Origin of the sequence: Macrococcus bovicus (assembly GCF_004359575.1) — a bacterium.
GTDB classification, from domain to species: Bacteria; Bacillota; Bacilli; order Staphylococcales; family Staphylococcaceae; genus Macrococcus; species Macrococcus bovicus.
The window spans coordinates 1-25,803 of record NZ_SCWF01000010.1 but is presented as its reverse complement, the minus strand read 5'-3'; the positions used below and the strand labels follow the sequence as shown (position 1 = coordinate 25,803).

Sequence of the window (25,803 nt, the reverse complement as noted above, 5' to 3'; positions counted from 1 at the left end):
GCTCAGTCCATTTTTTTATTCGATAATTTGTATGACTCTGGCAGGTACACCTGCCACCACCACATTATCAGGCACGTCCTTAGTGACCACACTGCCACTTGCTATTACCACATTGTTCCCGATCGTTACGCCCGGATTGACGACAGAATGACCGCCGATCCAGCAATTATGCCCGATTTTGACAGGTTTGGCATACTCGACACCGCTGTTCCGTTCATCAGGATTGACTGGATGGGTTGCTGTATAGATATGGACACCAGGTGCAATCATACAGTTATCACCGATCTCAATGCGTGCAACGTCCAGCAGTGTCAGATCGAAGTTCGAATAAAAATTTTCACCCACATGAATATTATAACCGTAGTCGACTCTTAGATTGCTTTCGACATGAATCTTTTCACCTGTTGAACCGAAGATAGCTTTCACTTTTTTAGCCCGTTCTTCAGATAAATTTTCAGGCAAGGCATTAAAACTGCGTATTGCAAGCTTCGCCTGAAGCCGGTCACTTGCAAGAGTGGGATCTTGAGGGTCATAAAGCTCTCCGCGAAGCATCTTTTCTTTTTCAGTCATAAGGGCTCCTTACTTACTGTATTTAAGACGAGCAAAGGCATCGTGCTGGTGAATCGATTCTTCATTGCGACATTCAATCTCAAATCCTGTGATGAAAGGTAGTTCCACTAAATCCGCAGCAATTAAACGAAGTAAATCTTCAACAAAGCGTGGATTTTCATAAGCCCGTTCTGTCACAGACTTTTCGTCTGTACGCTTCAAGATCGGGTACAGCATGCTTGATGCATTGATTTCCATTGCTTCAAGCATCTGTTCTTTATAATCAGCCGGCAGTTCTTCTGTCAGGTCTGCCTTGACCGTCACGACGCCCCGCTGATTATGTGCAGAGTATTCACTGATTTCTTTTGAGCATGGACAGAGCGTTGTGACCTGCGCTTTAATCGTTAGCGACTGGCTGATCACTTTTTCATCAGCGACGGTCATCTCAAATGTCGTGTCCGCATGTCCCACTGCTTTTAAGTTAGTGATCGGGCTGTAGCGGTCGAAGAACCAGACACCTTCTACTTCAACAGATGCATTTTTCTGTTTCATCGCTGTCTGAAGTGTGATAAGGACTTTCTTCAGAGTATCAAAGTCCAGCGTCAGACCGTTTTCATAATGTGATTCAACAGACTCCAGAATGCGGCTCATATTAATGCCTTTTTCATCTTTTGCAAGATGAGTAGAGAGGCTGAAATGGCCGACTGTCTGGAAATCTCCGATACGCACCGGATAAGTCAGATTCTTGATGCCCACGTGGTCGATTTCAAATAAGAAGTCTTTTTTAGAGCTCTGTAAATCCATCATCAGCTCTTTTTCAGTCGGTTTAGTACCTTTGATAGGATCAACAGAACCGAAATGTCTCCAACGACCTTCACGTGTCTTTAAATTATATTCTTTCATTTTACTAATCTCCTAAGTTTCTTTATACAGTATAGCTGTAAAAGCGTTCAGTTTTCATCCACATATCACGCGCTTCTTCTGCTTGCTGAGAGTCTGCAGCCAGATTTTTCAGCATAGGGCCTGTCTGGGAGGCATGCGCTTCCAGGACACGCATTTTACGTTCTTCATATCCTGTGATATCGACAACGACGTCTGGGGCTCCCAGTACCTCAAATGTATCATGACTGAAAGCGACCAGATTGAGCTTTGGACGTTCATTTTCAGGCAGACGTCTAACAGCTTCAATCACTGCATCAGCTGTTGCTTCGTGGTCTGGATGAACAGCATGTCCTGGATAGAATGAAATGATGAGAGAAGGCTTCAGCTCATCGATCAAGGCACCCACCATGTTAGCCAGATCTTCTGTTTTTTCAAATTCCAGTGTTTTATCACGGTAGCCCATTTTACGTAAATCTTTAATACCGATAGCCTCTGCTGCACGTTCCAGCTCCTGCTCCCGGATAAAAGGGAGGGATTCACGTGTCGCAAAGGGAGGATTACCTAAATTACGGCCCATCTGTCCAAGTGTCAGGCAGGCGTAAGTAACGGGAACACCTGCATCCATAAATTGTGCCAGTGTGCCGGAAACGCCGAATGCTTCGTCATCAGGATGGGGAAATACAACTAATACTTGTGATTCTGTCATTTTGTGCACCTCTTATAAATGAAATGGTGTTCGACTGATTTCAAGGGCGGCAGCCAGCTGACCATCATAGTTATGGCCCGCCATCAGAAAAGCACCATCTTCTGCGATTTCGTAATGCGTAAGTCCCTGGACATAGACCCAGCCGCCTTCAAGCTTTAAGCCGACACGGTAAGGATCTTTTTTACCACCTGTAATTTTTCCCTGGATGTAGGTCACTTTGATATTGCGAAGAAAAGTGCCTGCATTGAAGACGCGTTCATCAAAATGGGACGCATAGGCGCCGTTTGTCGTTTCGACATGGAGATAGACAGGGGTATTGGCGAACTCGTCCAGATGCTGCTGTACAGCTTGTTCATTGATTAATTCCATCATTATAACTCCTTATCAATACTGCTCCTTTTTTCGGAAGTGAGCAACTGAATTTTAGCTTGTGTTGAGAAAGAAGAGTGCACCATAAGGTCCACTCTCCATTGTTGACAGTTTATACTTCTTTCGTTGCTACTTCGATTTTCTCTACTTTATTAGAAGCACCATGCTGAACGGGACCTACGAAATCGTTCATTTTCCAGCCATATTTAATAGCAGAAGCGACGAATCCTTTAGCGTTGATGATAGCTTCACGTGGAGATTGACCATTGGCTAAGTTTGCTGTTGTTGCAGCAGCAAATGTACAGCCGGCACCGTGGTTATAAGAAGACTGGAATTTTTCTGTAATCAGCAGTGTATATGTTTTGCCGTCAAAGTAAAGATCCATTGCTTCTTGTCCTTCAAGTGCTTTGCCGCCTTTAATGACGACGTGCTGAGCACCGCGCTCATGAATGATGCGTGCCGCTTCTTTCATCTGGTCGATTGAAGTCAGTTTACCCAGACCAGATAATTGTCCTGCTTCAAAAAGGTTAGGCGTTACGACTGTAGCGAGTGGTAACAGTTCTTTGATCATGGCATCGGTATTGCCTGGATTTAAAACCTCATCTTCTCCTTTGCAGACCATTACCGGGTCAACAACGAAAATTTCAGCATCTGAATCCTTAAAGGCCTGTGCTGCGCGGCTGATGATTTCCTCTGTACCCAGCATTCCTGTTTTAATGGCATCAGGTCCGATAGATAAGGCTGTCTTAATCTGTTTATCTAATAAGTCGATGGGTAGCGGTGTTACATCGTGGCCCCATGTTTCCGGATCCATTGTAACGACTGCAGTCAGGGCGACCATACCATATGTATTTAACTCCTGGAATGTTTTTAAATCAGCTTGCATGCCTGCACCGGCGCTGGTATCAGACCCTGCAATAGTTAAAGTTTTCTTAAGTGACATGTGACATACCCCATTCTTTTTCTGATTATTATTATCATAGCACGAATACGGGTATGACAAAATAAAATGCTTACAAATTATGATACAATCCATATGAAGAGGTGATGAGATGAATTGGGAGACTATATTTAAAAAAATCAAGGCCCAACATGATTTTACGGAGATGGATTTATTTCTGGAAGAAGCTTATCGAACAAAGGAAATTTATCCGGCGAGAGAGAATATCTATAATGCCTTTAAATATACACCGTTCGACAAAGTGAAAGTCGTGATTCTAGGGCAGGACCCTTATCATGGACCCGATCAGGCCCATGGTCTAGCGTTTTCAATCAAAAATGGGACAAAGCTGCCGCCTTCACTGCGCAATATGTATAAGGAACTGGAGGAAGACACGGGATGTGTCAGACATACAGGTGAGCTGACAGGCTGGGCGGAAGAAGGGGTGCTGTTACTCAACACGGTTATGACGGTAGAAAAAGGCCGGGCCAACTCACACCGGGGCATCGGCTGGGAAACGTTCACGAATGAGGTGATTAAAGCGGTCAGTGATGAGAAGGAACATGTGGTATTCATTCTGTGGGGGAAACCGGCACAGAGTAAACTACCCCTTATTGATACGACGAAACACCATATAATCACAAGTGTTCATCCAAGTCCTTTGAGTGCTTTTCGAGGCTTCTTCGGTTCAAAGCCCTACAGTCAGACCAACGATTATTTAAAAGCACAAGGTCTTGAGCCGATCAACTGGTGCAAGGAGGTTATAATGAGTGAGAAGTAAGATCATTCAGCAGATAGAGGCTGAACTTAATAAGGCGAAGAGCGCTGATGGTGAAATGTTTGCAAGACATATGTATGCGGTAGAAACACTGGCGCGACTGGCGGCTGAGTCAACTGCCACTTCAGCTGAGAGCGTCCAGCATATGAATGTCTCAAATCTGTCGCAGCCTGCAATAACTGCTGCAGAATTGAAGATGATGGGTGCGAAAATCCCGACGGCAGACAATAAAGCTGTTACAGATGATGGCTTTGGCAACGGCGATTCCTTATTTGATTTTTAGGAGGAGAACATGAAGACATTTATTATCATTGGTGCCCTTAATGCACTCATCGCAGTAGCGCTCGGCGCTTTTGGGGCACATGGACTTGAAGGTAAGCTGAGCGAAAAATATCTGGACATCTGGAATAAAGCCACGACCTATCAGATGTACCACGCACTAGGAATAGTGATGATCGGTATCTTGATGGGAACGACTAAACTGAACTTAAATACGGCAGGATGGCTGATGACGGCAGGTATTATTTTCTTCAGCGGTTCACTGTATGTTCTTGCGGTCACACAGATCAAAGTGCTCGGTGCGATTACGCCGATCGGTGGCATGCTGTTCATTGCCGGCTGGGCGTTGATGATACTTGCCGCATGGAAAGCATAAAAAAAATGACTCTCAGATGAGAGTCATTTTTTTTAGCGATTATAGTTATTTGTGTTGTTACGTTTGTTTAACTGACGTTGTAAAATCAGTAAAATAATTGGAGCTAATTTAATTAATAATGAGATTAATCTTTTCATATTGAACGCCTCTTTTCACGGTTTTCTTATTTATAGCCATTATATAAATAGCTTAAACATGCTTTTTAAGGAACAGATAAAAAGGAATACCGACGACAACGATAATCAGTGAATAGAGCGCACCTAGGAAGTCACTCTGCAGTGTGCTGACAATGATGAACAGGCCACCCAGAATAGCGACGATAGGGACGACAGGATAAAGAGGTACTGAGTAAGCTCTTTGACCATTATGCCGTTTTCTGAGCAGGAAGAGACCGACAAAGGCCATAATATAGAAGACATAAATCACAAAGATACAGATCTCTGATAAGTAGTCTGCGTTGACGACTGCTGGAAATGCCATGGTCAGAAGGACGAGTATCAGTCCGAGCAGATAAACAATGGTGAGCGCACCGACCGGCGTATTGGTTTTAGGGCTGACGTAGCCGATAACTTTAGAGAACGGCAGTAAGTGATCGTCTGCCATGGCAAACGGCACACGCGGGAATGTCATGATCTTGCCGTTCAGACAGCCGAAGATTGAGATGATCACACCGATATTGACGAATTTTGCGCCGATAGAGCCGAAGAGAACAGTCGCAGCCTGCGCGGAACTTGTATTGCCCATGCCGATCAGTTCTGCTGCGGGGATGACATGAAAGACTGCAATATTGATAAAAACATAAGCGAGCGTTACAACTGAGAGTCCGATCAGCATGGCGAGCGGCAGATTGCGTTTCGCATTTTTCATTTCGCCTGTTAAGTTCGTCAGCATGATCCAGCCGTCATAAGCAAATAATGTTGCAAGTACTGCACGGCCGAAGTTGATTTCATCTCCATCTTTAATAAGACTCGTGACATCCTGGTTGAAGATATCAGCTTTTCCCCATAATAAACCGAAGATGATAATCGCAAATACCGGAATCAGCTTAGCAACGGTCGTGAAGTTCTGCATCGCGCCTCCGAGGCCGGTCCCCAAAATATTAAGAATAACCAGGAAAGTGAGGGCTGCAATTCCTACCCAGATACCCAGGCTTTCGCTGAAACCAAAAAAGTTCGCAACTAAGATCCCAAAAAACAGAGTGAGCGAAGCAATGATCGCCGGCCCATAAATAACGGTCTGAACCCATCCAGTCAAGAAGCCCCAGAAACGCCCATATATATCGCGAATATAAGCATAAAGGCCGCCTGTCTTTGGAATCTGGGCCCCGACTTCAGCAATGGTCAATCCTGCAGCGAGTGTCAAGATCCCCCCGACAACCCAGGCTGCAATCGCCATGTTGCTCGATCCTGCATGACCGAGTACGACAGATGGCTTAACAAAAACACCGGATCCGATGATAGTACCGATAACAATTGTGATGGCTGTCATCAAGCCGATGGATTTTTTCAGAGAATCTTCCTGATGCATAAAAATACCCCCTTAATATTAAATAACACTCTCTCAATATAGCATGAAAAAGAAAACATAAATAGCCCGTAATGTATGCGCATACAACTTATCAAATAAATCTTCTTTTAAATAGGAAAGAGCAACATGTTATGCATTTAAATACAGAAAAAGGTTGAAATGTGGCTGATCTTTGTTATCATTATAAATGATAATGATTATCAATTGCAGAGGAGCTTTTCTAATGAAGTTGCGGTACTTAACCCTTTTACTCGTTGTGCTGTCTGTGCTGTCTATTTTTATCGGTGTAGTAGACCTGGCCCCCAGACATCTTTTACAGCTGTCAGCCAATGACAAAAATATATTGATCAACAGCCGGTTACCGAGAACCATCTCCATTATTCTGGCTGGCGCGGCGCTCAGTATTTCAGGCCTATTAATGCAGCAGCTGACGCGCAACAAATTCGTCTCACCGACAACAGCAGGAACGATGGACTTCGCGAAACTTGGTATTCTGATCGCCATGATATTCTTCACAGAAGCACATATTCTGGTAAAACTCATTTTCGCGATAATGGCCGCCATTATCGGGACTCTTTCTTTCATGTATATCGTCAACCGTATCAAATACAAAGACGCCATCTTTATTCCGCTCGTCGGACTCATGCTCGGCAATATCGTTTCAAGTTTTGCTACTTTCATGGCCCTTCGTTTCAATGCCATGCAGAGTATCGGCAACTTCTTTGTAGGTGATTTTTCGATGGTGACATCGGGGCGTTATGAAATTCTGTATATCATTATTCCGATGGTCATACTGATTTATTTCTACGCCTATCATTTCACGATTGTCGGTATGGGAGAATCATTCAGCCGTAATTTAGGCATTCCATATGAACGCATGATGAATATCGGTGTCATCATCAGTGCCGTTGTATCGGCGACAGTCGTAGTGACTATTGGTGTCCTACCGTTCCTGGGTCTGGTAGTGCCGAATATCGTTTACATGCTGGTGGGCGATCATCTTCAGAAGACCCTGCCGTATACAGCCTTACTTGGCTCGATTCTGGTAATGGTAGCGGATCTTTTCAGCCGCCTTATTATCTTTCCCTATGAAATCCCGATCGGCCTCACGCTCGGCATTATCGGCAGCGTGCTGTTTATGCTGCTTCTCTTGAAAAGGAGGAACGAGTATGTCGCCAAAATCTAGAAAAATTCTGTTGTTACTCGTGACAGCTGTGACACTTATCGGTCTTTACATCTTGATACAGCTGAACATGAATGCACTCGGCTACGTTTTACCTGCACGAATACGTAAAGTTGCCGCCATCATTTTAGTAGGGGCGGCCATCGGGGTCTCCTCCCTGATTTTTCAGACGTTGACAGAGAACCATCTGCTGACACCGTCAGTGATCGGACTGGATGCGGTCTATTTATTTCTTCAGACAGTCATCATCTTTATCTTTGGCGCCGTCAGTTCGCTGCTCATGAATACCTATATCAATTTCTTTCTTTCTGTTGCACTGATGGTGTTGTTCACACTGGGACTTTTTAAGCTCGTTTTCAGAAAGAATACGTCTGTTTACTTCATCCTGCTCTTCGGACTGGTCATGGGGACATGCTTCCAGAGTCTTTCGAGTTTTATGCATATGGTGATGAATCCGGATGATTTCCTGATGCTGCAGGACAGATTATTTGCAAGCTTCAACACAGTGAACGAGAAACTGCTTATTCTCTGCGCGGTTTTAATCTGTTTATTACTGCTTCTCGTCTACCGCAAGAGCCATGAACTGGATGTGTTAAGTCTCGGTAAGATTCACGCGGTCAACCTTGGTCTTGATGTTGACGGACTGACTAGGTCGATGCTGCTGATAGTGGCTATCCTCGTCAGCATATCAACAGCACTGGTCGGACCTATCACATTTCTCGGCATTATCGTCTGTAACATTACCTATCAGTTTATCCGGACCTATGAACATAAGCTGCTCATTGTCTGTACCATGCTGATCTCCGTGATCACGCTCCTGATCGGACAGATGATGACACAGTATATTTTTGACGGGACGACTGAAATTACGATTATGATCAATTTTGTCGGAGGACTCTACTTCATTTATTTACTATTTAAGGAGGGCGCACATGATTAAAGTCAGTCACCTATCGCTCGATATCGGAAAGAAAAAGATCCTGAAAAACGTCTCAACAGAAATCAGAAAAGGCGCTATCACAGCTATTATCGGTCCTAATGGTGCCGGTAAAAGCACACTGCTCAATGTAGCAACGCGTCTGATTGATGTGACAAGCGGTTCTGTTGAACTGAACGGCACTGAAATCACTCGCCTGAAAAGTGAGCAGGTGGCTCGGGAACTGGCGGTTCTTAAGCAAAGCAACCATACAAATTTAAAGCTGACTGTGCGTGAGCTGGTGAATTTTGGCCGCTTCCCCTATTCAAAAGGGCGTCTGTCGGCAACCGATATACAGATAGTGGATGAATCGCTGGCATATATGGGGCTTACGAACATGGAGGATGCTTATTTAGATGAACTGTCAGGCGGTCAGAGACAGCGTGCCTTTATAGCCATGACACTTGCTCAGGATACGGATTATATCTTTTTGGATGAACCGCTGAACAATCTGGATATGAAGCATTCTGTTCAGATGATGCAGCTGCTTCGACGCCTCGTACGGGAGAAACAGAAGACAATCGTGATTGTGATACACGATATCAACTTTGCCTCCTGCTACGCGGATTATATCGTCGCGATGAAAGAAGGCGAGATACTGCTGGACGGGCCGAAAGATGACGTCATCACACCGGAAGCATTGAAGGCGGTCTATGATATGGACATCAACATTGAATGCATATTCGGTCAGCAGATCTGTGTCTATTTTGATGATGAAAAAACAGTGGATGACTACGTCAGGGAAGTGCAGATGATTTAGTGGCGGACAATGAAAGGAGTGGTGCCGGGGATCAGGTGTTACATTGGGCGCAAAAATTCGGGGGAAAATGATTATACAAGGAGATTACCATGAAGAAATATTCACTTTTAGTACTTAGTTTTGCATTAATTTTGATCTTAGCAGCATGTGGCAGCAAAAAAGAAACGGCAACAGAAGAGAAGACAGCAGGAGAGTCATCAGAAAATACTGTAGCAATCGCAAATGAATACAAAATGATGGGTGAAAAAGAAGATGGCAGTGATGCAAAAGATGTATCAGAAAAAGTGGAAGTCCCTAAAAACTCTAAAAAAGTAGCAGTATTCGACTACGGGACATTAACCACTATGCAGGAGCTGGGTCTTGCTGACCATGTCATCGGTTTACCTAAGGGTGAAGGTAATCGCTCTGTCCCTGAGTTTCTGAAAGAATTCAAAGACGATAAGTACACCAACCTCGGTTCACTTAAAGAACCTAACTTCGAGAAACTGGCTGAACTCAGTCCTGAAGTCATTCTTATCTCAGGACGTCAGGCCTCCGCTAAAGTTCTGGATGAAATGAAGAAAGCAGCACCAGACGCTAAGATAGTTTACGTAGGTACTAAAGATACAGCTTACGTTGAGAGCGTAAAAGCAAACACAGACAATATCGGTAAAATGTTTGATAAAGAAGACGCAACAACAAAATTAAACAAAGCATTAGATGACAAGATTGCAGAAGTGAAGAAAATGACAGCAGCATCTGATAAAAAAGGGCTATTTGTATTAGCGAATGAAGGCGAACTGTCAGTCTTTGGTAAAGGAGGGCGCTTCGGCTTTATCCATGACGTCTTAGGTGTGAAAGAAGCGGATAGCAACATTAAAGCAGAGGGTCATGGTCAAGTCGTCAACTATGAATACTTCAACAAAGTGAACCCTGACATTATCTTTGCGATGGACAGAGGCGTTGCAGTGGGTGGAAAATCATCAAGCAAGCAAGTGCTGGCCAATAAAGTCATCAAAGATGTTAATGCGATCAAAGAGAATCAAGTCATCGAATTAGACCCATATTTATGGTACTTCTCAAGTGGCGGCGTTAAAACAACAATGCAGCAGATTGACGAGATCGAAAAAGCATATAAATAATCAGAAAATCCGACAGCTGTCGGATTTTTTGGCATAAATTGACATATACATCGTTTCTTTCTATACTGAAAAAAACTTTGGGGTGATGACATGAAGAGAGTCTGGTGACGGTACGGCGTATTCATGATTGCAGGCATCGGTCTTATAACAAAGTTATTAAGTACAAGAAGAACTATCACTCTTTACAGTCTTTAAAATTTTTTGAGCAAAACTTAGCGCTACTTGTTAAGGACATGAAAAAAGATGAGGAACAGTTATAGAGAATATGGAAGTGTCCGTTATCCGGCATTTACCGGACACATCCCAAACTTCCATCATCAGTCATCTAAAAAGAGTCCGCTACTCACAAAGTAACGGACTCTTTTCTTCCTTATTAAACTTCAAACAATGATGACAGGTCATCCTGCTTCAATATATTGCCGACGAAGAACTCACCAAACTCGCCGTAGCGGGCAGAGACTTCATCGAAACGCATTTCATATACTAACTTCTTGAACTGCAGTACATCGTCAGCGAAGAGTGTAACACCCCATTCATGGTCGTCAAAGCCGACGGAACCGGTAATGAACTGTTTCACTTTACCTGCGTAGCTGCGTCCGATCATGCCATGTGAACGCATCAGTTCTTTGCGGTGATCCATCTCAAGCATATACCAGTTATCGTTACCCTCACGACGTTTGTCCATTGGATAGAAACAAACGTACTCTGTACGAGGGATTTCTGGATATAAGCGAGAACGGACATGAGGATTCTGATAAGGATCTTCATTAGAGTCACCAGCTAAATAGTTGCTCAGTTCAACGACAGATACGTATGAATAAGTAGGGATTAAGTAGTCGCTGATAGAGAGTTTATTGAATTCTGTTTCAAGTGCTGTCAGCTGCTTCATTTCAGGACGTAGCATCCAGAGCATTAAGTCCGCCTTCTGTCCTGTGATGTTGTAGAACGCATAAGAGCCTTCTTTTGCTTCATGATTCGCTTCAAGCTTGGTTAAATATTCTTTAAGCTCAGTGACCATTTGTTCACGGTTTTCTGCTTCAACGAGTTTCAGGCTTGTGAAATCGATGGCGTAGAATAAATGGAGGCTATACCAGCCATCGAGTGTTTTTGCTGCTTCGATCATTCATATCTCTCCTCTTGTCTTAGTCCTCTCCAATATACCATAATTAGCGGAAAATTCTGCATTCAGACTTTTACAAATTGATGACGTGAATTCTATTCGTAAATGCTCTATAATAAGGATGTAAATTGTATGAAACACTACTAGGAGGCTGTTATGGCTAATTTAATGGATGTATTAAAAAGCAAATTAGAAGGGAAAAATGTTCGTATCGTTTTCCCTGAAGGTAACGATGAGCGTGTTCTTGCAGCGGCAGTGGAACTCGGCAAATCTGACTACGTGGCACCTATCGTGCTAGGTAAAGAAGAGGAACTGAAAGCACTCAGCGAAAAAATCGGTGTATCTTTAGACGGTTTAGAGACTATTGATCCTGCGACGAGTGAATTACGTTCAGAATTAATCGCTTCTTTCGTTGAACGTCGTAAAGGAAAAGCAACTGAAGAGCAAGCTGAACAGCTGATGAACGACGGCAACTACTTCGGTACCATGCTTGTGCATACAGGTAAAGCAGCGGGTCTTGTATCAGGTGCTGCACATTCTACAGCTGACACTGTGCGTCCAGCACTGCAAATCATCAAAACAAAACCAGGCGTCGCGAAAACATCTGGTGTCTTCTTCATGTTACGTGAAGACGAGCAGTATGTGTTTGGAGACTGTGCCATCAACCCTACTTTAGAAGCATCTGATTTAGCGGAAATCGCTATTGAAAGTGCGAAAACAGCTCAAAGCTTCGGTATGGAACCTAAAGTGGCGATGCTCAGCTTCTCTACAAAAGGGTCAGCAAAAACGCCTGAAACAGAAAAGGTTGTTGAAGCTACTCGTCTTGCTCAAGAGAAAAAAGCAGAAGCAGGGCTCGAAAATGTTATTATCGACGGTGAATTCCAGTTCGATGCTGCATTTGTTCCTTCTGTTGCTGCTAAAAAAGCACCTGAATCACCAATCCAAGGTGATGCGAATGTATTCGTCTTCCCAAGTCTTGAAGCAGGTAACATCGGTTACAAAATCGCTCAACGTTTAGGTGGATTTGATGCAATCGGCCCTATCCTTCAAGGTTTAAATGCACCTGTCAACGACTTATCTCGTGGCTGCTCAACTGATGATGTCTATGATTTAGCGATCATCACAGCAGCACAAACGCTTTAATGTCCAAGTTTCAGGACAGATGGCAATATATTGATCACACGACAGGACTGCAGCCCATGCAGTCCTTCAGTTTTGATGATACCTTTTGCCATTTAGTCGGTAAGGAGAACTGGCATAGTGTCGTCCGTACATGGATTCATCAGCATGTCGTCATATTGGGAATCCATGACAGCAGACTGCCTCATCTGAAAGAAGGAATTGATTATCTCATTGAACAGGGGTATGGCGCCATCGTCCGTAATTCAGGCGGACTCGGTGTCGTGCTGGATAGCGGGGTCCTTAATATCTCGTTGATCTTCAACGGCGGGGAATCGTTCTCGATAGATAGCGGTTATGAGCTGATGTATCAACTTATTAAAGAGATGTTCAAAGACTATGGTGTGATGATTGAAGCGAAGGAAATTGAGCACTCATATTGCCCGGGCAGTTATGACTTGAGCATCAACGACCGGAAGTTCGCTGGCATCTCTCAGCGACGGGTGCGCGGCGGCGTGGCCGTACAGATTTATCTCTGTGTAGAAGGAAGCGGCAGTGAGCGTGCACAGCTCATGCAGGAATTCTACAAGCGGGCCCTTCAAAATGAGAAGACAAAATTCAGCTATCCTGACATTCATCCTCAAGATATGGCGAGTTTAAGCGAACTGCTGGGGCTTGAGCTGACTGTCCAGGAAGTTCTTTTTAAGCTGTTAGGGGCCATGAAAAGCCTGGGTTCAGATTTATCGATGCTGGAGATGACAGATGAGGCCTGGTCATTGTATAATGATTACTTCGATAGAATGATTGAGCGTAATGATAAAATGAGAAGAAATATGGAGGATGTGAACAGCAATGCGTAATAAGTTTCAAGTCTGCGATGACTGTCAGGCCGTTAACCTGCGAACATTATTGCCTAAACTCGAGAAGCTTGATCCAGATGCGGAAGTTGAAGTCGCATGTCAATCCTACTGTGGTCCCGGACGAAAGAAAACTTTTGCGTTTGTGAACAACCGTCCATGTGCTGCCCATACAGAAGAAGAGCTGATGGAGAAAGTCGAGAAACGACTGGCACAAAAACGTGATCCGGAGGAAGAGGCACGTCTTCAGAAACGTAATGAAGAACGTAAACGCCGGATGGAAGAGCAGGAAGCAAAAATCAAAGCAAAACGTATGAAGTAAAGTTCCGCCATTATGAACGGTGGAACTTTTTTCTTTACAATGCAACAACATTATCTTTATCTCAAATTTACAGGGGCTTTACAACAGCTTGATATAGTAGAGGGGAAGAATAATGATGAGATGAAAGGTGGACTTATACAGATGAAACGTATTCTGATAACAGGTGCACGTGCACCGATCTCTTATGCAGTAGTCCAGCAGCAGGGTGCGCTCGGCAATCAGGTTTATCTGACTGATTCTACCAATAAAGTCAGCATCAAAAATACTAAATTCATCGAGAAATTCATCATGACGACTTCTCCCCGCTTTTCTACACTGGAATACATAGAAGATATCAATGCGATTGTACGTGAATACCATATCGATTATATTCTGCCGCTCAACGAAGAATCATTCTACCTTTCATACTCCAAGCATCTGCTGGCGGCACCGGTCTGGGTAGAGGATATCGATAAAATGCTGTCTGTCCATAATAAATTCAATTTTACAAAGCTGATGCAGGAGATGGGCTTCAAAGTCCCTGACACCGCTTATGTCTATACTAAAAAAGAATTGACTCATTTCATCACAAACCATCCAGCTGAACACTATATCGTCAAACAGCCTTTTGGACGTTTTGGTCAGTCTGTACGTAAAATCTCCAGATATTCATTAGATTTCGGCAATGAAGTCCAGTTTCCCTTTATGATTCAGACGCTGATATACGGGACAGAGTGGTGTTCATATTCAATGGCTTATGAAGGAAGAACCCTGTCGACGTCACTTTACTTATCTAACACACATGAAAGCTACAACTGTTCCACGCATTTTCATTCACAGCGCAACCCTGAACTGCAGGCAGTGATTGAAGAGGTCATCCATAAACTAGAGTGGTCTTATCAGATTGCCTTTGACGTTATTCAGTGCAGCAACACCGGTGATTTTTATTTCATCGAGTGCAATCCGAGAGCAACGAATGGTGCCTTGTTCATGAAGCCTGAAGTCTGGAATCTGACAGTCACTGCCCCGACTTATGAGGTAAGACAGCTGATTTTTGTCTCGCTTTTCAACTGGATGAAGAAACCGAAGAAGGACACCTTCGAGAAGCTCAAATACGGCAAAGATGTCTTCTGGCACCCTAACGAAAAAGTGATTTTCTTTGAACAGCTGATCAGCGGGGCCCGGTGGTGGGTCTCGGCAAAAAGAAGGAAAGTCGCCGTCAATGCAATCACGACGCATGATATTGAATGGAATGATGAACTGATCAGCTTATAAAGCGAGGGATTCGATGATTTATACGAGGTTCGATGCTATTCCGTTTGAACAAGTCACTGATTCACCTGTCAATAAAGACTATCTGAAATATATGATGAATGGGATTGAGCGCGGCATCACGAATGTACAGGCGAAAGTAGAGGTGCTGCTGATAGATGGGCAACTGATACCATACAGCGTTAAATCTGGCGGCTATCAGGACAGCTGGATTCATTCCTTTACCGGGCAATATATCGAGGAGATGGTCAGTGAGATTGAACGGATGACCTTACCTCCGCTCGTTCAAAAAGGAGCAGGTCTCTTGCTCAGTGCAGGGCGCTTGGTCTTAAAAGGCACGCGGGAAAAGACGGTCACTGTTTTTCCGTCCTTTATGTCAACGACGCTCTACACCGGCGACCAGCTCAGGCACATTGAGCAGATTACAGAGGAGCTCAGTCGCCGCTATCCGCGTCATGCACTTGTCTTCAGGACGGTCAGTGATGAGCTGGTCAAAATACAGCTGGAAGGAGCGGGTTACGAACCACTGATATCTCGCGCTGTCTATCTCTATGATTCTGCTGAGCCCCATACGAAGAATGAACGGAAAGACCTCAAAAAAGACGGCAAAAAACTTGAGAAAAGTGGACTGACTGTCTCAGACGAGCTGTCAGAAGCTGACTTTGATGCGCTTATTCCTTTATATAAGCAAGTTTATCTTGATAAATATTCTATACATAATCCGCATTATACTGCTGACTTTTTCCGTTTTATCTATCACCATACATCGCTCAAATGGTTTGTGTTAAGAGAGCACGAGCGCATCGTTTCTTTTATGGGGGTCCAGCAAAAAGGAGATATGCTGTTCCCGGCGTACTTTGGGATGGACCAGTCTTATCAAGGGCTGTATTTTATGACGAGTGGTCTGCTCTATCAGTATGCGAATGATAAGGGGCTTAAAATCAATAACAGTGCAGGTGCAAAAGACTACAAACTGGCGCGTGGCTCCAGACCCTTTCTTGAATATCATCTGATTTATACGAAACATCTCAAGATAGAGCAACGCGTCTTCTACGCTATATTTATTAAATGTGCCACACCTCTTGGTGCATTTTTACTCAAAAAACTCCAGTTCAAGTCAACAGTTTAGCTACTATTCTGACAATTTTGCGGTATAATAAGCATATCATTTTAAAGAGAACAGTCGGACGCAGGTCCGTCTTTTCTTTTTTTATTAAGAGGTGTGGCATATGGTTAATATCAGAAAGGCGAATATAGAAGATATTCCGGCTATCCGCCGTGTTGCGACGATGGCATGGCATGATACGTATCAGAACATTGTGGCAGCCAGTACTATCGCCCAGTTTCTTTCAGCCGCTTATAGTGATGAACATCTGACAAAAAGACTGGCTAGTTCGGTATTTCTAGTGGCGGAAGAAAACAACGAAGTCGTTGGATTTACAAACTTGATCAACGGCACAGAACTCTTTTTATCAGCTATATACGTGATTCCCGGCTACCAGCGTCAGAATATCGGGGGCAGACTGATTGCTTCTGGTCTTGAAATCTGTAACGATTACCCGGAACTTTTTGTTGAGGTGGCAAGTGACAATCAGACAGCAGGTCAGTTCTACCGTAAGAATGGCTTTGAACTTGTTCGCGAGTATGAAGAAGACTTATTCGGAGAGAAAGTCATAACAGGTTTACTGAAGAAAAAACTATAAGTCTACAGGGAAACGCGATACGAGAGCGTTTCCTTTTTTTATGGTAAAATTGAAGTATTCTATGTTGGAGGACACGAATGAGCTATCAATTTCAGAAAATGCCTGAAGAAAAAGTATTTAAAGATCCCGTCCATCGTTATATCCACGTCAGAGATCAGCTGATCTGGGATTTGATCAAGACGAAGGAATTTCAACGATTGAGACGTATCAAGCAGCTCGGTACACTGTATCTGACGTTTCCTTCTGCAGAGCATTCAAGGTTCACGCATTCGCTCGGTGTCTATGAAATCGTCAGACGGATGATTGATGAAATCTTCAGAAATCGGCCTGCCTGGCATGACGAGGATCGACCGCTGGCGCTGTGTGCAGCGCTTCTGCATGATCTGGGGCACGGGCCATTCTCTCATTGTTTTGAGAAGATATTCCATACAGATCACGAGGCATATACCCAGGCGATCATTACAGGCGATACAGAAGTCAATGCTGTTCTGTCGCGTGTACATCCCGGCTTCGCGCAGGAAGTAGCAGACGTCATCAACAAGACGCATCAGAATAAGCTGGTTATTTCGATGATATCTTCACAGATAGATGCTGACCGTATGGACTATCTGCAGCGAGACGCCTACCACACGGGGGTAAGTTATGGTAGTTTTGATATGGAGCGTATTTTAAGGCTGATGCGGCCGACGGAAGATGAAGTCGTCATTAAAGAGAGCGGTATGCATGCGGTGGAAGATTATTTGATGAGCCGTTATCAGATGTACTGGCAGATTTATTTTCATCCGGTCAGCAGAGGCGGAGAAGTATTGCTGAACCGTTGTTTTAAACGGGTGAAAGCACTGTACGAAGCAGGTTATCAGTTTAAGTCACCACCCGTTCATCTGCTACCCTTCTTTAAAGATACAGTTTCTGTTCAGGATTACTTAAGGCTGGATGAGACGGTTTTATTTTTCTATCTTCAGGAGTGGATGGATGAGGAAGATGCTATTTTAAGTGATTTGTCGCGACGATTTGTTAATCGCGATCTGTTCAAGTATTTGCCGTTTGATGGCTCTGTGATTACAATCGGTGAACTGACTGAGCTTTTCATGCAGGCAGGCATTGATCCCGAGTATTATTTTGTGTCAGACGCTTACAGCGATCTGCCTTATGACTATGACCGGCCGGGCTCCAAAAATAATCGTAAACCGATTCATCTGCTGACACGTCAGAATCAGATTAAAGAAATCAGTACACAGTCTGTCATTATCAACAGTATTACAGGCGTCAACCGGATGGATTATAAGCTTTATTATCCGAAAGAGATGATTGTGAATATCAAGGATCCGGCCATTAAAGGCGCCATTATTAATCTGCTGAATGAATTAAACTAGAGGTGAAGTCAAATGGCACAATTTCAGTTCAATATTATTAAGAATGATCCTTTAGACGGGCACAAAGGCACCAATGCAGGCGCAATCAGCCTTGAGAATGTGGCTCCTGTCTTTATAGATGTGCTTGAGAAACATGCCTTCATTGATATCGGGGCTATGCATGCGAGAAGTGAAGTGGAAAAGCGTGTAAAATGGATAGACGATGAAGAAGAAGTGAAGGGTGAGGATGCGAAACCTTACTGGCTGGTCTGGGTGACAACAGAGCGGGGTGTGAATGGTCCATACTATGCAGGGGTTACAGCGTGCTATATGCTCGTCAATAAAGTGAAGAAGCGAGCGTTCAAACGGATGCATGAACATGTCAATATGATGGATAAATCGATGAAACATCATTTTATTCTTGACCAGATGGGTGAGGATAATAAGCGGGTGCTCGCTGAATTCCTGCAGCAACATAATGAAACGATGTGGCAGAATGCACCGCAGGAACTGAAAGCACAGTTAAATGTGTCAGAATAGTGAACCCCTTGAATTTTTAGAAAGAGAGTCGTAAGATGGTACTAGCTATCAAAATAGCTAGGACACTAAAGAAAGCAGGTCACTGTACCTGCTTTCTTTATTTTTTGCTATAATGTTTGCAGGTGAATAAAAATGAAAATTTGGGTATCGACAGAGCAGAAAATTAAACAGCATAATGAAGTGCAGAAATTCAGGGGAGAAAGCGCTGGTGAGCTGACCGAAAAGCGCGTGCCTTATCTCACTTACACAGAAGAAGTGGGAGATGAAACGATTGCCGTCAGAGTCAAACTCGATCCGGCAGGCATCCGTATCTCCCGTAAAGGCATGATCAACATGGATTTTCTGTTTGTAGAAGGCAAAACCACACAGAATTCCTACGAAACCCCGGCAGGCCGGGCTGTAATGGATGTCCACACTACAAAACTTGACTATAAAAAACTAGCGGTCGGTGGCCGTCTTGTCATTGAATATGAACTCAGTGAGCAGAACGTCAGTCACGGGCATTTTAAATATCAACTGGATTATAAGGAGAGATTACAATGAATATTGTTAACACGCTCAAAAACACTTTGATTGAAGAAATCAAAGCGGCCATTTTAAAGGCGGAACTCGTGACTGAAGTACCTGAAATCAAGATTGAAACACCTAAAGATACAGCAAATGGGGATTATGCCTCTAATATTGCGATGGTACTGACAAAGCTTGCCAAACGCAACCCACGTGAAATTGCACAGCTGATTGTCGACAATCTGGATGCCTCTAAAGCGCATGTCGAAAAAGTGGAGATTGCGGGACCGGGTTTCATCAACTTCTATATGGACAACAGCTATCTGACGGATATTATCTCACAGGTATTGTCTCAGCAGGAGAAGTTTGGCCATCAGTCTGAACGGAAGAAGGAAAAGATTCTTCTTGAATATGTATCTGCGAACCCGACAGGTGATCTGCATATCGGACATGCACGTAATGCGGCAGTCGGCGATACTCTGGCTAATGTTCTGGCGGCGGCAGGCTATCCAGTGGAGAGAGAATATTATATCAATGATGCCGGTAAGCAGATTGAGAACTTAGCTTACTCAATCGAAGCACGTTATCTGCAGGCACTGGGTCAGGAAGCTGAACTGCCGGCAGATGGCTATCACGGCAAGGATATTATCGGTATCGCAGAAGAGCTTGCTCAGCAGAATGCAAGCTATAAAGACATGCCGTCTGATGAACGTCTGAAAGCATTCCGTAAACTTGGGTTGGAGTATGAGATGAAGAAACTGAAACAGGATCTCTCGGACTTCAATGTCCATTTTGATAACTGGTTCAGTGAAACAACATTATATGAGACAGGCAAAATTGATGCGGCACTTGCTAAGATGACAGATAACGGTTATATCTTTGAAGAAGATGATGCGACATGGTTACGCACAACGGACTTTAAAGACGATAAAGACCGCGTCCTTATCAAGAAGGATGGCAGCTATACTTACTTCCTGCCGGATATCGCATACCATTATGACAAGATTGAACGTGGCAATGATACGCTTATCAATTTATTCGGTGCTGACCATCACGGCTATATCCCTCGTCTGAAAGCATCGCTTGAAACGCTCGGTATCCATTCAGAGCGTCTTGAGGTACAGGTGATGCAGATGGTCCGTCTCATGAAAGATGGCCAGGAGATGAAGATGAGTAAGCGGACGGGAAATGCGATCACGCTGCGCGATATCATGGATGAAGTGGGTGTTGATGCTGCCCGTTATTTCCTGACGATGCGTAGTCCGGATACTCATTTTGACTTCGATATGGAGCTTGCGACGAGTGAATCAAGTGATAATCCTGTCTATTATGCCCAGTATGCGCACGCACGTATCTGTTCGATCATCAGAGCAGCCAAAGAGCAAGGTATTGACATTGATGCAAACGCGGATTTCAGTCTTATCACCAATGACAAGGCATATGAACTGCTGAAACGTGTTGCTGACTTTGAAAGTACGATAGAATCAGCTGCAGAGCATCGTGCACCTCATCGCATTACGAATTATATTCAGGATTTAGCAAGTCACTTCCATAAATTCTATAATGCAGAGAAAGTTCTGACAGAAGACGCTGCGAAATCAAGCGCGCATGTTGCCATGATTGAAGCGGTTAGAATTACACTGAAAAATGCCCTGACATTAATCGGTGTTTCTGCCCCGGAAAAGATGTAATTCCCAAGCGGAACTGAAGAATCAGTTCCGCTATTTTTCTATGATAAAGGAGATGCCCATGAAAAAATCAGTCATATTACTCTCACTGTTTCTGCTCGGCGGATGCCAGGCGGAGCAGCCGGAAGAAAGAATCATCAGTTTGATGCCTAGTAACACAGAGATTCTCTATGAGATGGGACTCGGCAAGGAAGTAGTCGGTGTGACCACCAATGATGACTTCCCGAAAGACGTGAAGACGAAAGAACAGTTTGACAGTTTTAATCTGAATAAAGAGCAGTTACTGAGAGCGAAGCCCTCTGTCATTGTGACCCATGAATCTGCGCGCGCGAGTCAGCAGAAAGTGCTGGACTCACTAAAAGATAAGGGCGTCAAGATAGTCTATATCAAAGAAGCGAAGAAGCTGGATGAAATAGATGACACAGTGATGCAGATTGCTGAAGCGGTCGGGCATGAAAAAGAAGGCGAAAAGTTGGCTGATCGCATTGAGCAGGAGACAGCGGCAGTGCTGAAAAAGTATGACCATTTACCTGACAAGAAAGTATTTATAGAAGTCTCGTCAGAGCCGGATATCTATACAGCAGGGCAGCATACCATGCTGGATGATATGCTGACACAGCTTAAAGTGACGAACACCTTCCATGACATTGAAGGATGGCAGCCTGTCGCACTTGAAACGGTAGTGCGACGAAAACCGGATATCATGTTATCTGTGACGGGTGCTAAGGCTGAAGATTACGCCAGACTTGTCAAAGAGCGTCCAGGACTGAAAAGTGTCAAAACAGATACGTTGAATGATGACTGGATGACGCGGCCAGGCCCAAGAATCGCGAAAGGACTGGAAGAACTTGCACAAGCCCTGGAGGACTAGGTTAGCTATCATCCTGGCAGGTGCTATGTTCTGCCATATTTTCTTTGTGAAAGGACATCTCCTGCCCGTCGATGCATTTGACTGGCTGATTATCCGGGACATCCGCCTGCCACGCACGCTGCTCGGATTCCTGACAGGTTTTATCCTTGCCGCTACAGGGGCAGTCTTCCAGACCATCTTCAATAATAAGTTAGCTGATTCTTTCACGCTCGGTATCGCAGGTGGTGCAAGTCTTGGCAGTGCGCTGGCTGTCCTGCTGGGTATCTCCGCTACGGTGATGAGCATCACAGGCAGCCTTCTGACCCTTCTTGCGGTCGTCTCACTGACCCAGCTTTATTTCCGCCGGGACCAGCGCGCCGGTATGATACTTTTCGGCATGTTCATTAACTTCTTCTGTTCAAGTGCCCTTTACGGTCTGGTTATCCTGTGGCCGGGTCAATCGAGACAACTCTTAAATTATCTCTTTGGCAGCATTGGTGCAGCCGAATGGCAGAATATCTATGTGCTGGTGCCGGTGACTTTAATGGGAATAGTGGTACTCCTTAAACTTGCGCGGCCGATCATGATAAGCGCAAGCGGTGAAACCATCGCACGCGGTGTAGGGATTAAACAGCAGAAAGTGGAATATACAGCGCTGATTACAGCCTCAATCATGACAGCTGTGCTGGTCAGTATCACGGGTATTATCGGATTTGTCGGGCTGATTGTGCCCCAGTTTTTTAAACAGACGACGACACTGCTGACGACGGGAATAGTAGGGGGAGTGGCGGTTATAGCAGCAGATTTTCTGGGTAATAACATGTTGACGCCACTGCAGATACCCGTCAGTGTGCTGCTATCATTAGCAGGACTTCCTTTACTGATGACGATGATGCTCAAAAAAGAATGGAGAAGGGGATAGTCATGACTAGTTATTATCATTATCACAATGGCAGCTGGACTAAACAGGCACTTCATGTAGAGGATATCAGACCTGAAGATATCACCTGGACAGAACGAATAAGTGAAATGTCCGTGATGACCGGCAATATACTGAAGATTGAAACAAGGGAAGATCATGAAGCACTCTGGGGTTCTCACATTTACAGGCAGAGCCTTGGAGATGAAGCTGATCATGCAGATTTTCAGTTTTATCTCGATAGGGATGATTTAATCCTGATGAATATAGATGTGCCGAAGATGTTCTCTTATACAGAAGTAGAGCTTTTAAATGACAAGAGCAGGCGTTCAGCTGTCGAGACCTTTTATATCATCATCAAAAATACGACCCACGAATATATGGCACAGATTGATATATTTGAACAGAAGCTTCATTCAATTCTTTGGGAAGTCAAGGAGCGTAACAATATCAAGATTCTTAACCAGGTAGCGGAAGCGGACCATCAGCTGCTGCTCTGTAAAACACAGATTGTGACGGTGACCGAACTCTTTATGATGACAGAAGAAGCGTTTGGCAAGGAAGTTGAGGAGAGCAAGTATTATTATCAGATGAAGATGCGGGTGGAACGTGCAAGATTCCTCATCAATGCTTATGAAGAAGAAATAGACGCCTTGCTCGATTTTGAGAATCTGGTCTCCTCTTATCGCGGCAATGAAATCACCAAGACACTGACGATTTTCACGGCTCTGTTTGCTCCTGCCACTCTGCTCGGCGCTATATGGGGCATGAACTTTAAGTATATGCCGGAGCTGGACTGGAAGCTCGGCTATTTAATGGCACTTCTATTGATGATAATGGTGACGTATTTCATCTATATCTACTTGAAAGGTAAAGGATGGATGGGTAATCTTCTTGATAACAAGTCACATCATAAGAATAAGTTTTTCTGATGCAGATGGTATTGGTAAAGTGAAGCGATATGGAGCGCATTCTGGAACTGTCCATGCATAATAGCTGCTTCCACTTCGGACAGAGACATGAGCTCAGTAGAGATGACTTCAAATGAATCCGGCTGAGTCTGACCGGTGTTAGTTGTCTCCGGAATCAGCACGGTATGACACCGGTTCGTCTGGAGCGCAGGATTAGGCAGCATCTCACTTAGCAGCTGTCCACATCCTTTATAACCGGTTTCCTCCAGCAGTTCACGCTCTGCTGCAGCGATGATCCCTTCGTCACGCTCGATGATACCAGCAGGCAGTTCAAGAATCTCTTGATCACAGCCTATTCTGAACTGTTTTTCCACAATGAGCTGGCCTTTATGAAAAGCAATAATATTGACCCAGTCAGGCTGGACAATTTGATAGAAGATACCTTGTTCACCACCCACAGTCATTTCAAGTGTTTTAATTTTAAAGATATGGTAGTCGTGTTGTGCCATTAATTTTTTCACGGATGATTCCCCCTGTCTGTTCGTTACTATCTTAACAAAAGGGTATAACATAAAAAACATTTGATAGAGGAGCTGTGAATGACAGTGGAGAGATTGGCGGGCGGTATTTTTGAAACAATTCACTTGGACCAATCTATAACGTATACCTCGAGTGTTGAAGCGCATGAAGTGGATGTGCAGAGTGGCTCAGTTGTCATTGAAGGACGTCTGAATGCACCATATTTAGTCAATGCAGGCGAAGTGGAGATCACATCCACTCTGGAAACAACTCACCTGACCAACCAAAAAGAGGCTTATCTGAAAGTGACGGATGGGGTTGTAGCACATACGGTCAATAATGCAGGTATACTTGAACTGGGCGCTCACTGCCAGGCAGAGACCATTCAATCAACAGGTCAACTTCAGGCAGCAGGCACAATAGAGGCTGCATCAGTACGTCTGGAAGGCGTCCTTCAATTGCATGATGTCCGTGCGGACCAATTAAATATTATCGTCACTCACAATGGTTCAGCCGAATATCTGACAGCATCCGATATTAACATCACCGCTAAACGAGAAGCCCTTATTTTCAAGGATCAGGATCATTCTCTAAAAGTAGACGAAATAGATGGCGGTCATGTATATGTGGAGAATATAATCGCTGATCTGGTCAGAGGCGACCAGGTCACCATTGGGCCGAATTGTATCATCAAGGTCGTAGAGTACACAGAGGACTTCAAACTGGATGACCAATCTGATGTTCTTGAACTCGGAAAAATAACAAGAGACTAGGAGAACAACATGAATATTATCGTAACAGAAAATGATGTAGCCATTCATTATGAAGTGAGTGGAAGAGGTTATCCGCTGATTTTACTGCATGGTCAGTTTATGAATGTGACGATGTTTAATGAATTTGAGACAGCTTTAAAAGAGAACTATCAGCTGATCAAAATTGATTTAAGGGGACACGGTCACTCAGATAAACCCTTCAAAATCCGTATGGAAGATTATATGGAAGATGTCCTGACAGTAATGGATGAACTGCTGATCAAGCAGGCTCATTTCCTAGGTTATGGTCTAGGAGGAATGGTAGCTGAAGCAATCGCAAGTAGCTATCCTGGAATTGTGCAGCGCCTGATATTAGTAACAGTCGGCAATGAACCGTTTAATGTGTCAGAGGATAAGTTTCAGGCCCAGTATTCAAACATTCTCCGGACGATGAAGCCCGAGAAGCGTCAGAAGTTTCTTGAGGAATATCTGTATCACGATGCGAAGAAAGTGAACAAGTGGAAGAAGTCTTTACGCGATACAGATACTAATTTAACGAAACGGGAGCGTACTGCGGTCAATCATTCAACAGAAGGAATTGACTTACTCAGCAGCGCACATCACATCACTGCCCCGACCCTGATTATAAGCGGTAAACATGATGAACTGATCAAACCTGATAACGGCTATACTTTAAGCAAGGAGATTCCGAATAGCTTTCATTACCTTTATGAAAACAGCGGACATGCGCCGATGATAGAGGAACAAAAAAGATTTCTGGAGGATATCCAGACCTTTCTTTCTACAGAAACGCAAGTATAGAGTCTGGGACATAAGGAGTTCTAGCTTATAAAAAAAGACGAAGAAAAATGTATGTTTAACATTTTTCTTCGTCTTTTTATTGTTTTTACAGATAAGCTGACTACCTACGGTAGCCATTTTCCTGA

At 44.0% G+C, this 25,803-nt stretch carries 30 protein-coding genes; 22 read left to right on the top strand and 8 right to left on the bottom strand.

Going from position 1 to position 25,803, the window contains the following annotated elements; all coding sequences use genetic code 11:
* Window positions 1-15 precede the first annotated feature (15 nt).
* The 5 genes from ERX55_RS08755 to thiD form a co-directional block, all read right to left on the bottom strand.
* A complete protein-coding gene (locus ERX55_RS08755) occupies window positions 16-570 on the bottom strand; it encodes a sugar O-acetyltransferase (protein WP_208001523.1) in 555 nt (184 codons plus the stop codon).
* A gap of 9 nt (window positions 571-579) precedes the next feature.
* Window positions 580-1,452 (bottom strand): GTP cyclohydrolase FolE2, encoded by an 873-nt coding sequence (folE2, locus tag ERX55_RS08750; protein WP_133452193.1) that lies wholly within the window; start codon window positions 1,450-1,452, stop codon window positions 580-582.
* 22 nt (window positions 1,453-1,474) lie between these two features.
* The gene (gene bshB2, locus ERX55_RS08745; RefSeq protein ID WP_133452192.1) at window positions 1,475-2,137 is read right to left on the bottom strand and encodes a bacillithiol biosynthesis deacetylase BshB2; all 663 of its coding nucleotides are present in this window, start codon (window positions 2,135-2,137) and stop codon (window positions 1,475-1,477) included.
* A gap of 12 nt (window positions 2,138-2,149) precedes the next feature.
* A complete protein-coding gene (locus tag ERX55_RS08740; RefSeq protein WP_133452191.1) occupies window positions 2,150-2,506 on the bottom strand; it encodes a YojF family protein in 357 nt (118 codons plus the stop codon).
* Window positions 2,507-2,618: 112 nt separating this feature from the next.
* Window positions 2,619-3,449 carry a bifunctional hydroxymethylpyrimidine kinase/phosphomethylpyrimidine kinase gene (gene thiD, locus ERX55_RS08735; RefSeq protein ID WP_133452190.1) on the bottom strand — a complete coding sequence of 277 codons (831 nt, stop codon included), beginning with the start codon at window positions 3,447-3,449 and terminating at the stop codon, window positions 2,619-2,621.
* Window positions 3,450-3,558: 109 nt separating this feature from the next.
* Between thiD and ERX55_RS08730 the strand changes: the two genes are divergently transcribed.
* Genes ERX55_RS08730 through ERX55_RS08720 form a run of 3 tightly spaced genes read left to right on the top strand, consistent with a single transcriptional unit; the run spans window position 3,559 to window position 4,879 of the window.
* Entirely contained in the window at window positions 3,559-4,227 is a 669-nt protein-coding gene (locus ERX55_RS08730) for a uracil-DNA glycosylase (protein ID WP_133452189.1), read from the top strand.
* Complete coding sequence (locus ERX55_RS08725; RefSeq protein ID WP_133452188.1) at window positions 4,217-4,507, top strand: YwdI family protein; 291 nt, start codon at window positions 4,217-4,219, stop codon at window positions 4,505-4,507. Before ERX55_RS08730 ends, ERX55_RS08725 begins: the two co-directional genes overlap by 11 nt.
* 9 nt (window positions 4,508-4,516) lie before the next feature.
* Window positions 4,517-4,879, top strand: coding sequence for a DUF423 domain-containing protein (locus ERX55_RS08720; RefSeq protein ID WP_133452187.1), 363 nt, complete (start codon window positions 4,517-4,519; stop codon window positions 4,877-4,879).
* A gap of 189 nt (window positions 4,880-5,068) precedes the next feature.
* Here the strand turns inward: ERX55_RS08720 and ERX55_RS08715 are convergent, their stop codons facing one another.
* A complete protein-coding gene (locus ERX55_RS08715) occupies window positions 5,069-6,406 on the bottom strand; it encodes an APC family permease (RefSeq protein ID WP_133452186.1) in 1,338 nt (445 codons plus the stop codon).
* Between the two features lie 223 nt (window positions 6,407-6,629).
* On the opposite strand from ERX55_RS08715, the gene ERX55_RS08710 reads away from it, so the two are divergent.
* From ERX55_RS08710 to ERX55_RS08695, 4 genes are all read left to right on the top strand, one after another.
* Window positions 6,630-7,592, top strand: coding sequence for an ABC transporter permease (locus tag ERX55_RS08710; protein WP_165983762.1), 963 nt, complete (start codon window positions 6,630-6,632; stop codon window positions 7,590-7,592).
* Complete coding sequence (locus tag ERX55_RS08705; protein WP_133452184.1) at window positions 7,576-8,529, top strand: iron chelate uptake ABC transporter family permease subunit; 954 nt, start codon at window positions 7,576-7,578, stop codon at window positions 8,527-8,529. The genes ERX55_RS08710 and ERX55_RS08705 overlap by 17 nt, the downstream gene beginning before the upstream one ends.
* Window positions 8,522-9,325: an iron ABC transporter ATP-binding protein gene (locus ERX55_RS08700; protein ID WP_133452183.1), complete on the top strand. Its 804-nt coding sequence runs from the start codon at window positions 8,522-8,524 to the stop codon at window positions 9,323-9,325. The genes ERX55_RS08705 and ERX55_RS08700 overlap by 8 nt, the downstream gene beginning before the upstream one ends.
* Window positions 9,326-9,414: 89 nt before the next feature.
* Window positions 9,415-10,446: a ferrated catecholamine ABC transporter substrate-binding lipoprotein SstD gene (locus ERX55_RS08695; RefSeq protein ID WP_133452182.1), complete on the top strand. Its 1,032-nt coding sequence runs from the start codon at window positions 9,415-9,417 to the stop codon at window positions 10,444-10,446.
* Between the two features lie 373 nt (window positions 10,447-10,819).
* Here the strand turns inward: ERX55_RS08695 and hemQ are convergent, their stop codons facing one another.
* Window positions 10,820-11,569: a hydrogen peroxide-dependent heme synthase gene (hemQ, locus tag ERX55_RS08690; RefSeq protein ID WP_133452181.1), complete on the bottom strand. Its 750-nt coding sequence runs from the start codon at window positions 11,567-11,569 to the stop codon at window positions 10,820-10,822.
* A gap of 153 nt (window positions 11,570-11,722) precedes the next feature.
* Between hemQ and pta the strand changes: the two genes are divergently transcribed.
* From pta to ERX55_RS08625, 13 genes are all read left to right on the top strand, one after another.
* Complete coding sequence (gene pta, locus ERX55_RS08685) at window positions 11,723-12,709, top strand: phosphate acetyltransferase (RefSeq protein ID WP_133452180.1); 987 nt, start codon at window positions 11,723-11,725, stop codon at window positions 12,707-12,709.
* Window positions 12,709-13,545, top strand: a complete 837-nt coding sequence (locus ERX55_RS08680) for a lipoate--protein ligase family protein (RefSeq protein WP_208001522.1) — start codon at window positions 12,709-12,711, stop codon at window positions 13,543-13,545. Before pta ends, ERX55_RS08680 begins: the two co-directional genes overlap by 1 nt.
* Window positions 13,538-13,864: a YuzB family protein gene (locus ERX55_RS08675; RefSeq protein WP_133452179.1), complete on the top strand. Its 327-nt coding sequence runs from the start codon at window positions 13,538-13,540 to the stop codon at window positions 13,862-13,864. Before ERX55_RS08680 ends, ERX55_RS08675 begins: the two co-directional genes overlap by 8 nt.
* Window positions 13,865-14,005: 141 nt before the next feature.
* Window positions 14,006-15,118 carry an ATP-grasp domain-containing protein gene (locus ERX55_RS08670; RefSeq protein WP_165983761.1) on the top strand — a complete coding sequence of 371 codons (1,113 nt, stop codon included), beginning with the start codon at window positions 14,006-14,008 and terminating at the stop codon, window positions 15,116-15,118.
* Between the two features lie 13 nt (window positions 15,119-15,131).
* Window positions 15,132-16,244, top strand: a complete 1,113-nt coding sequence (locus tag ERX55_RS08665) for a GNAT family N-acetyltransferase (RefSeq protein WP_133452177.1) — start codon at window positions 15,132-15,134, stop codon at window positions 16,242-16,244.
* A gap of 100 nt (window positions 16,245-16,344) precedes the next feature.
* Window positions 16,345-16,818 (top strand): GNAT family N-acetyltransferase, encoded by a 474-nt coding sequence (locus ERX55_RS08660; protein WP_133452176.1) that lies wholly within the window; start codon window positions 16,345-16,347, stop codon window positions 16,816-16,818.
* 77 nt (window positions 16,819-16,895) lie between these two features.
* Window positions 16,896-18,191 (top strand): HD domain-containing protein, encoded by a 1,296-nt coding sequence (locus tag ERX55_RS08655; protein WP_133452175.1) that lies wholly within the window; start codon window positions 16,896-16,898, stop codon window positions 18,189-18,191.
* 12 nt (window positions 18,192-18,203) lie between these two features.
* On the top strand, window positions 18,204-18,710 hold the full coding sequence (locus ERX55_RS08650) for a YwhD family protein (protein WP_133452174.1): 507 nt from the start codon (window positions 18,204-18,206) through the stop codon (window positions 18,708-18,710).
* A 132-nt stretch (window positions 18,711-18,842) separates the two neighbouring features.
* Entirely contained in the window at window positions 18,843-19,253 is a 411-nt protein-coding gene (locus tag ERX55_RS08645) for a YwiB family protein (protein WP_133452173.1), read from the top strand.
* Window positions 19,250-20,908: an arginine--tRNA ligase gene (gene argS, locus ERX55_RS08640; protein ID WP_133452172.1), complete on the top strand. Its 1,659-nt coding sequence runs from the start codon at window positions 19,250-19,252 to the stop codon at window positions 20,906-20,908. Before ERX55_RS08645 ends, argS begins: the two co-directional genes overlap by 4 nt.
* Before the next feature lie 58 nt (window positions 20,909-20,966).
* Entirely contained in the window at window positions 20,967-21,776 is an 810-nt protein-coding gene (locus ERX55_RS08635) for an ABC transporter substrate-binding protein (protein ID WP_165983760.1), read from the top strand.
* Entirely contained in the window at window positions 21,754-22,677 is a 924-nt protein-coding gene (locus tag ERX55_RS08630; protein WP_165983759.1) for a FecCD family ABC transporter permease, read from the top strand. Before ERX55_RS08635 ends, ERX55_RS08630 begins: the two co-directional genes overlap by 23 nt.
* A 2-nt stretch (window positions 22,678-22,679) precedes the next feature.
* Window positions 22,680-23,606, top strand: a complete 927-nt coding sequence (locus ERX55_RS08625) for a magnesium transporter CorA family protein (protein ID WP_165983758.1) — start codon at window positions 22,680-22,682, stop codon at window positions 23,604-23,606.
* Here ERX55_RS08625 and ERX55_RS08620 read toward each other — a convergent pair.
* Entirely contained in the window at window positions 23,585-24,106 is a 522-nt protein-coding gene (locus ERX55_RS08620; protein WP_165983757.1) for an NUDIX hydrolase, read from the bottom strand. The genes ERX55_RS08625 and ERX55_RS08620 overlap by 22 nt on opposite strands.
* Window positions 24,107-24,184: 78 nt before the next feature.
* Here ERX55_RS08620 and ERX55_RS08615 point away from each other — a divergent pair, with 78 nt between their 5' ends.
* Entirely contained in the window at window positions 24,185-24,877 is a 693-nt protein-coding gene (locus ERX55_RS08615; RefSeq protein WP_165983756.1) for a hypothetical protein, read from the top strand.
* A 9-nt stretch (window positions 24,878-24,886) separates the two neighbouring features.
* Window positions 24,887-25,678 (top strand): alpha/beta fold hydrolase, encoded by a 792-nt coding sequence (locus ERX55_RS08610; RefSeq protein WP_133452166.1) that lies wholly within the window; start codon window positions 24,887-24,889, stop codon window positions 25,676-25,678.
* Window positions 25,679-25,803: the final 125 nt, after the last annotated feature.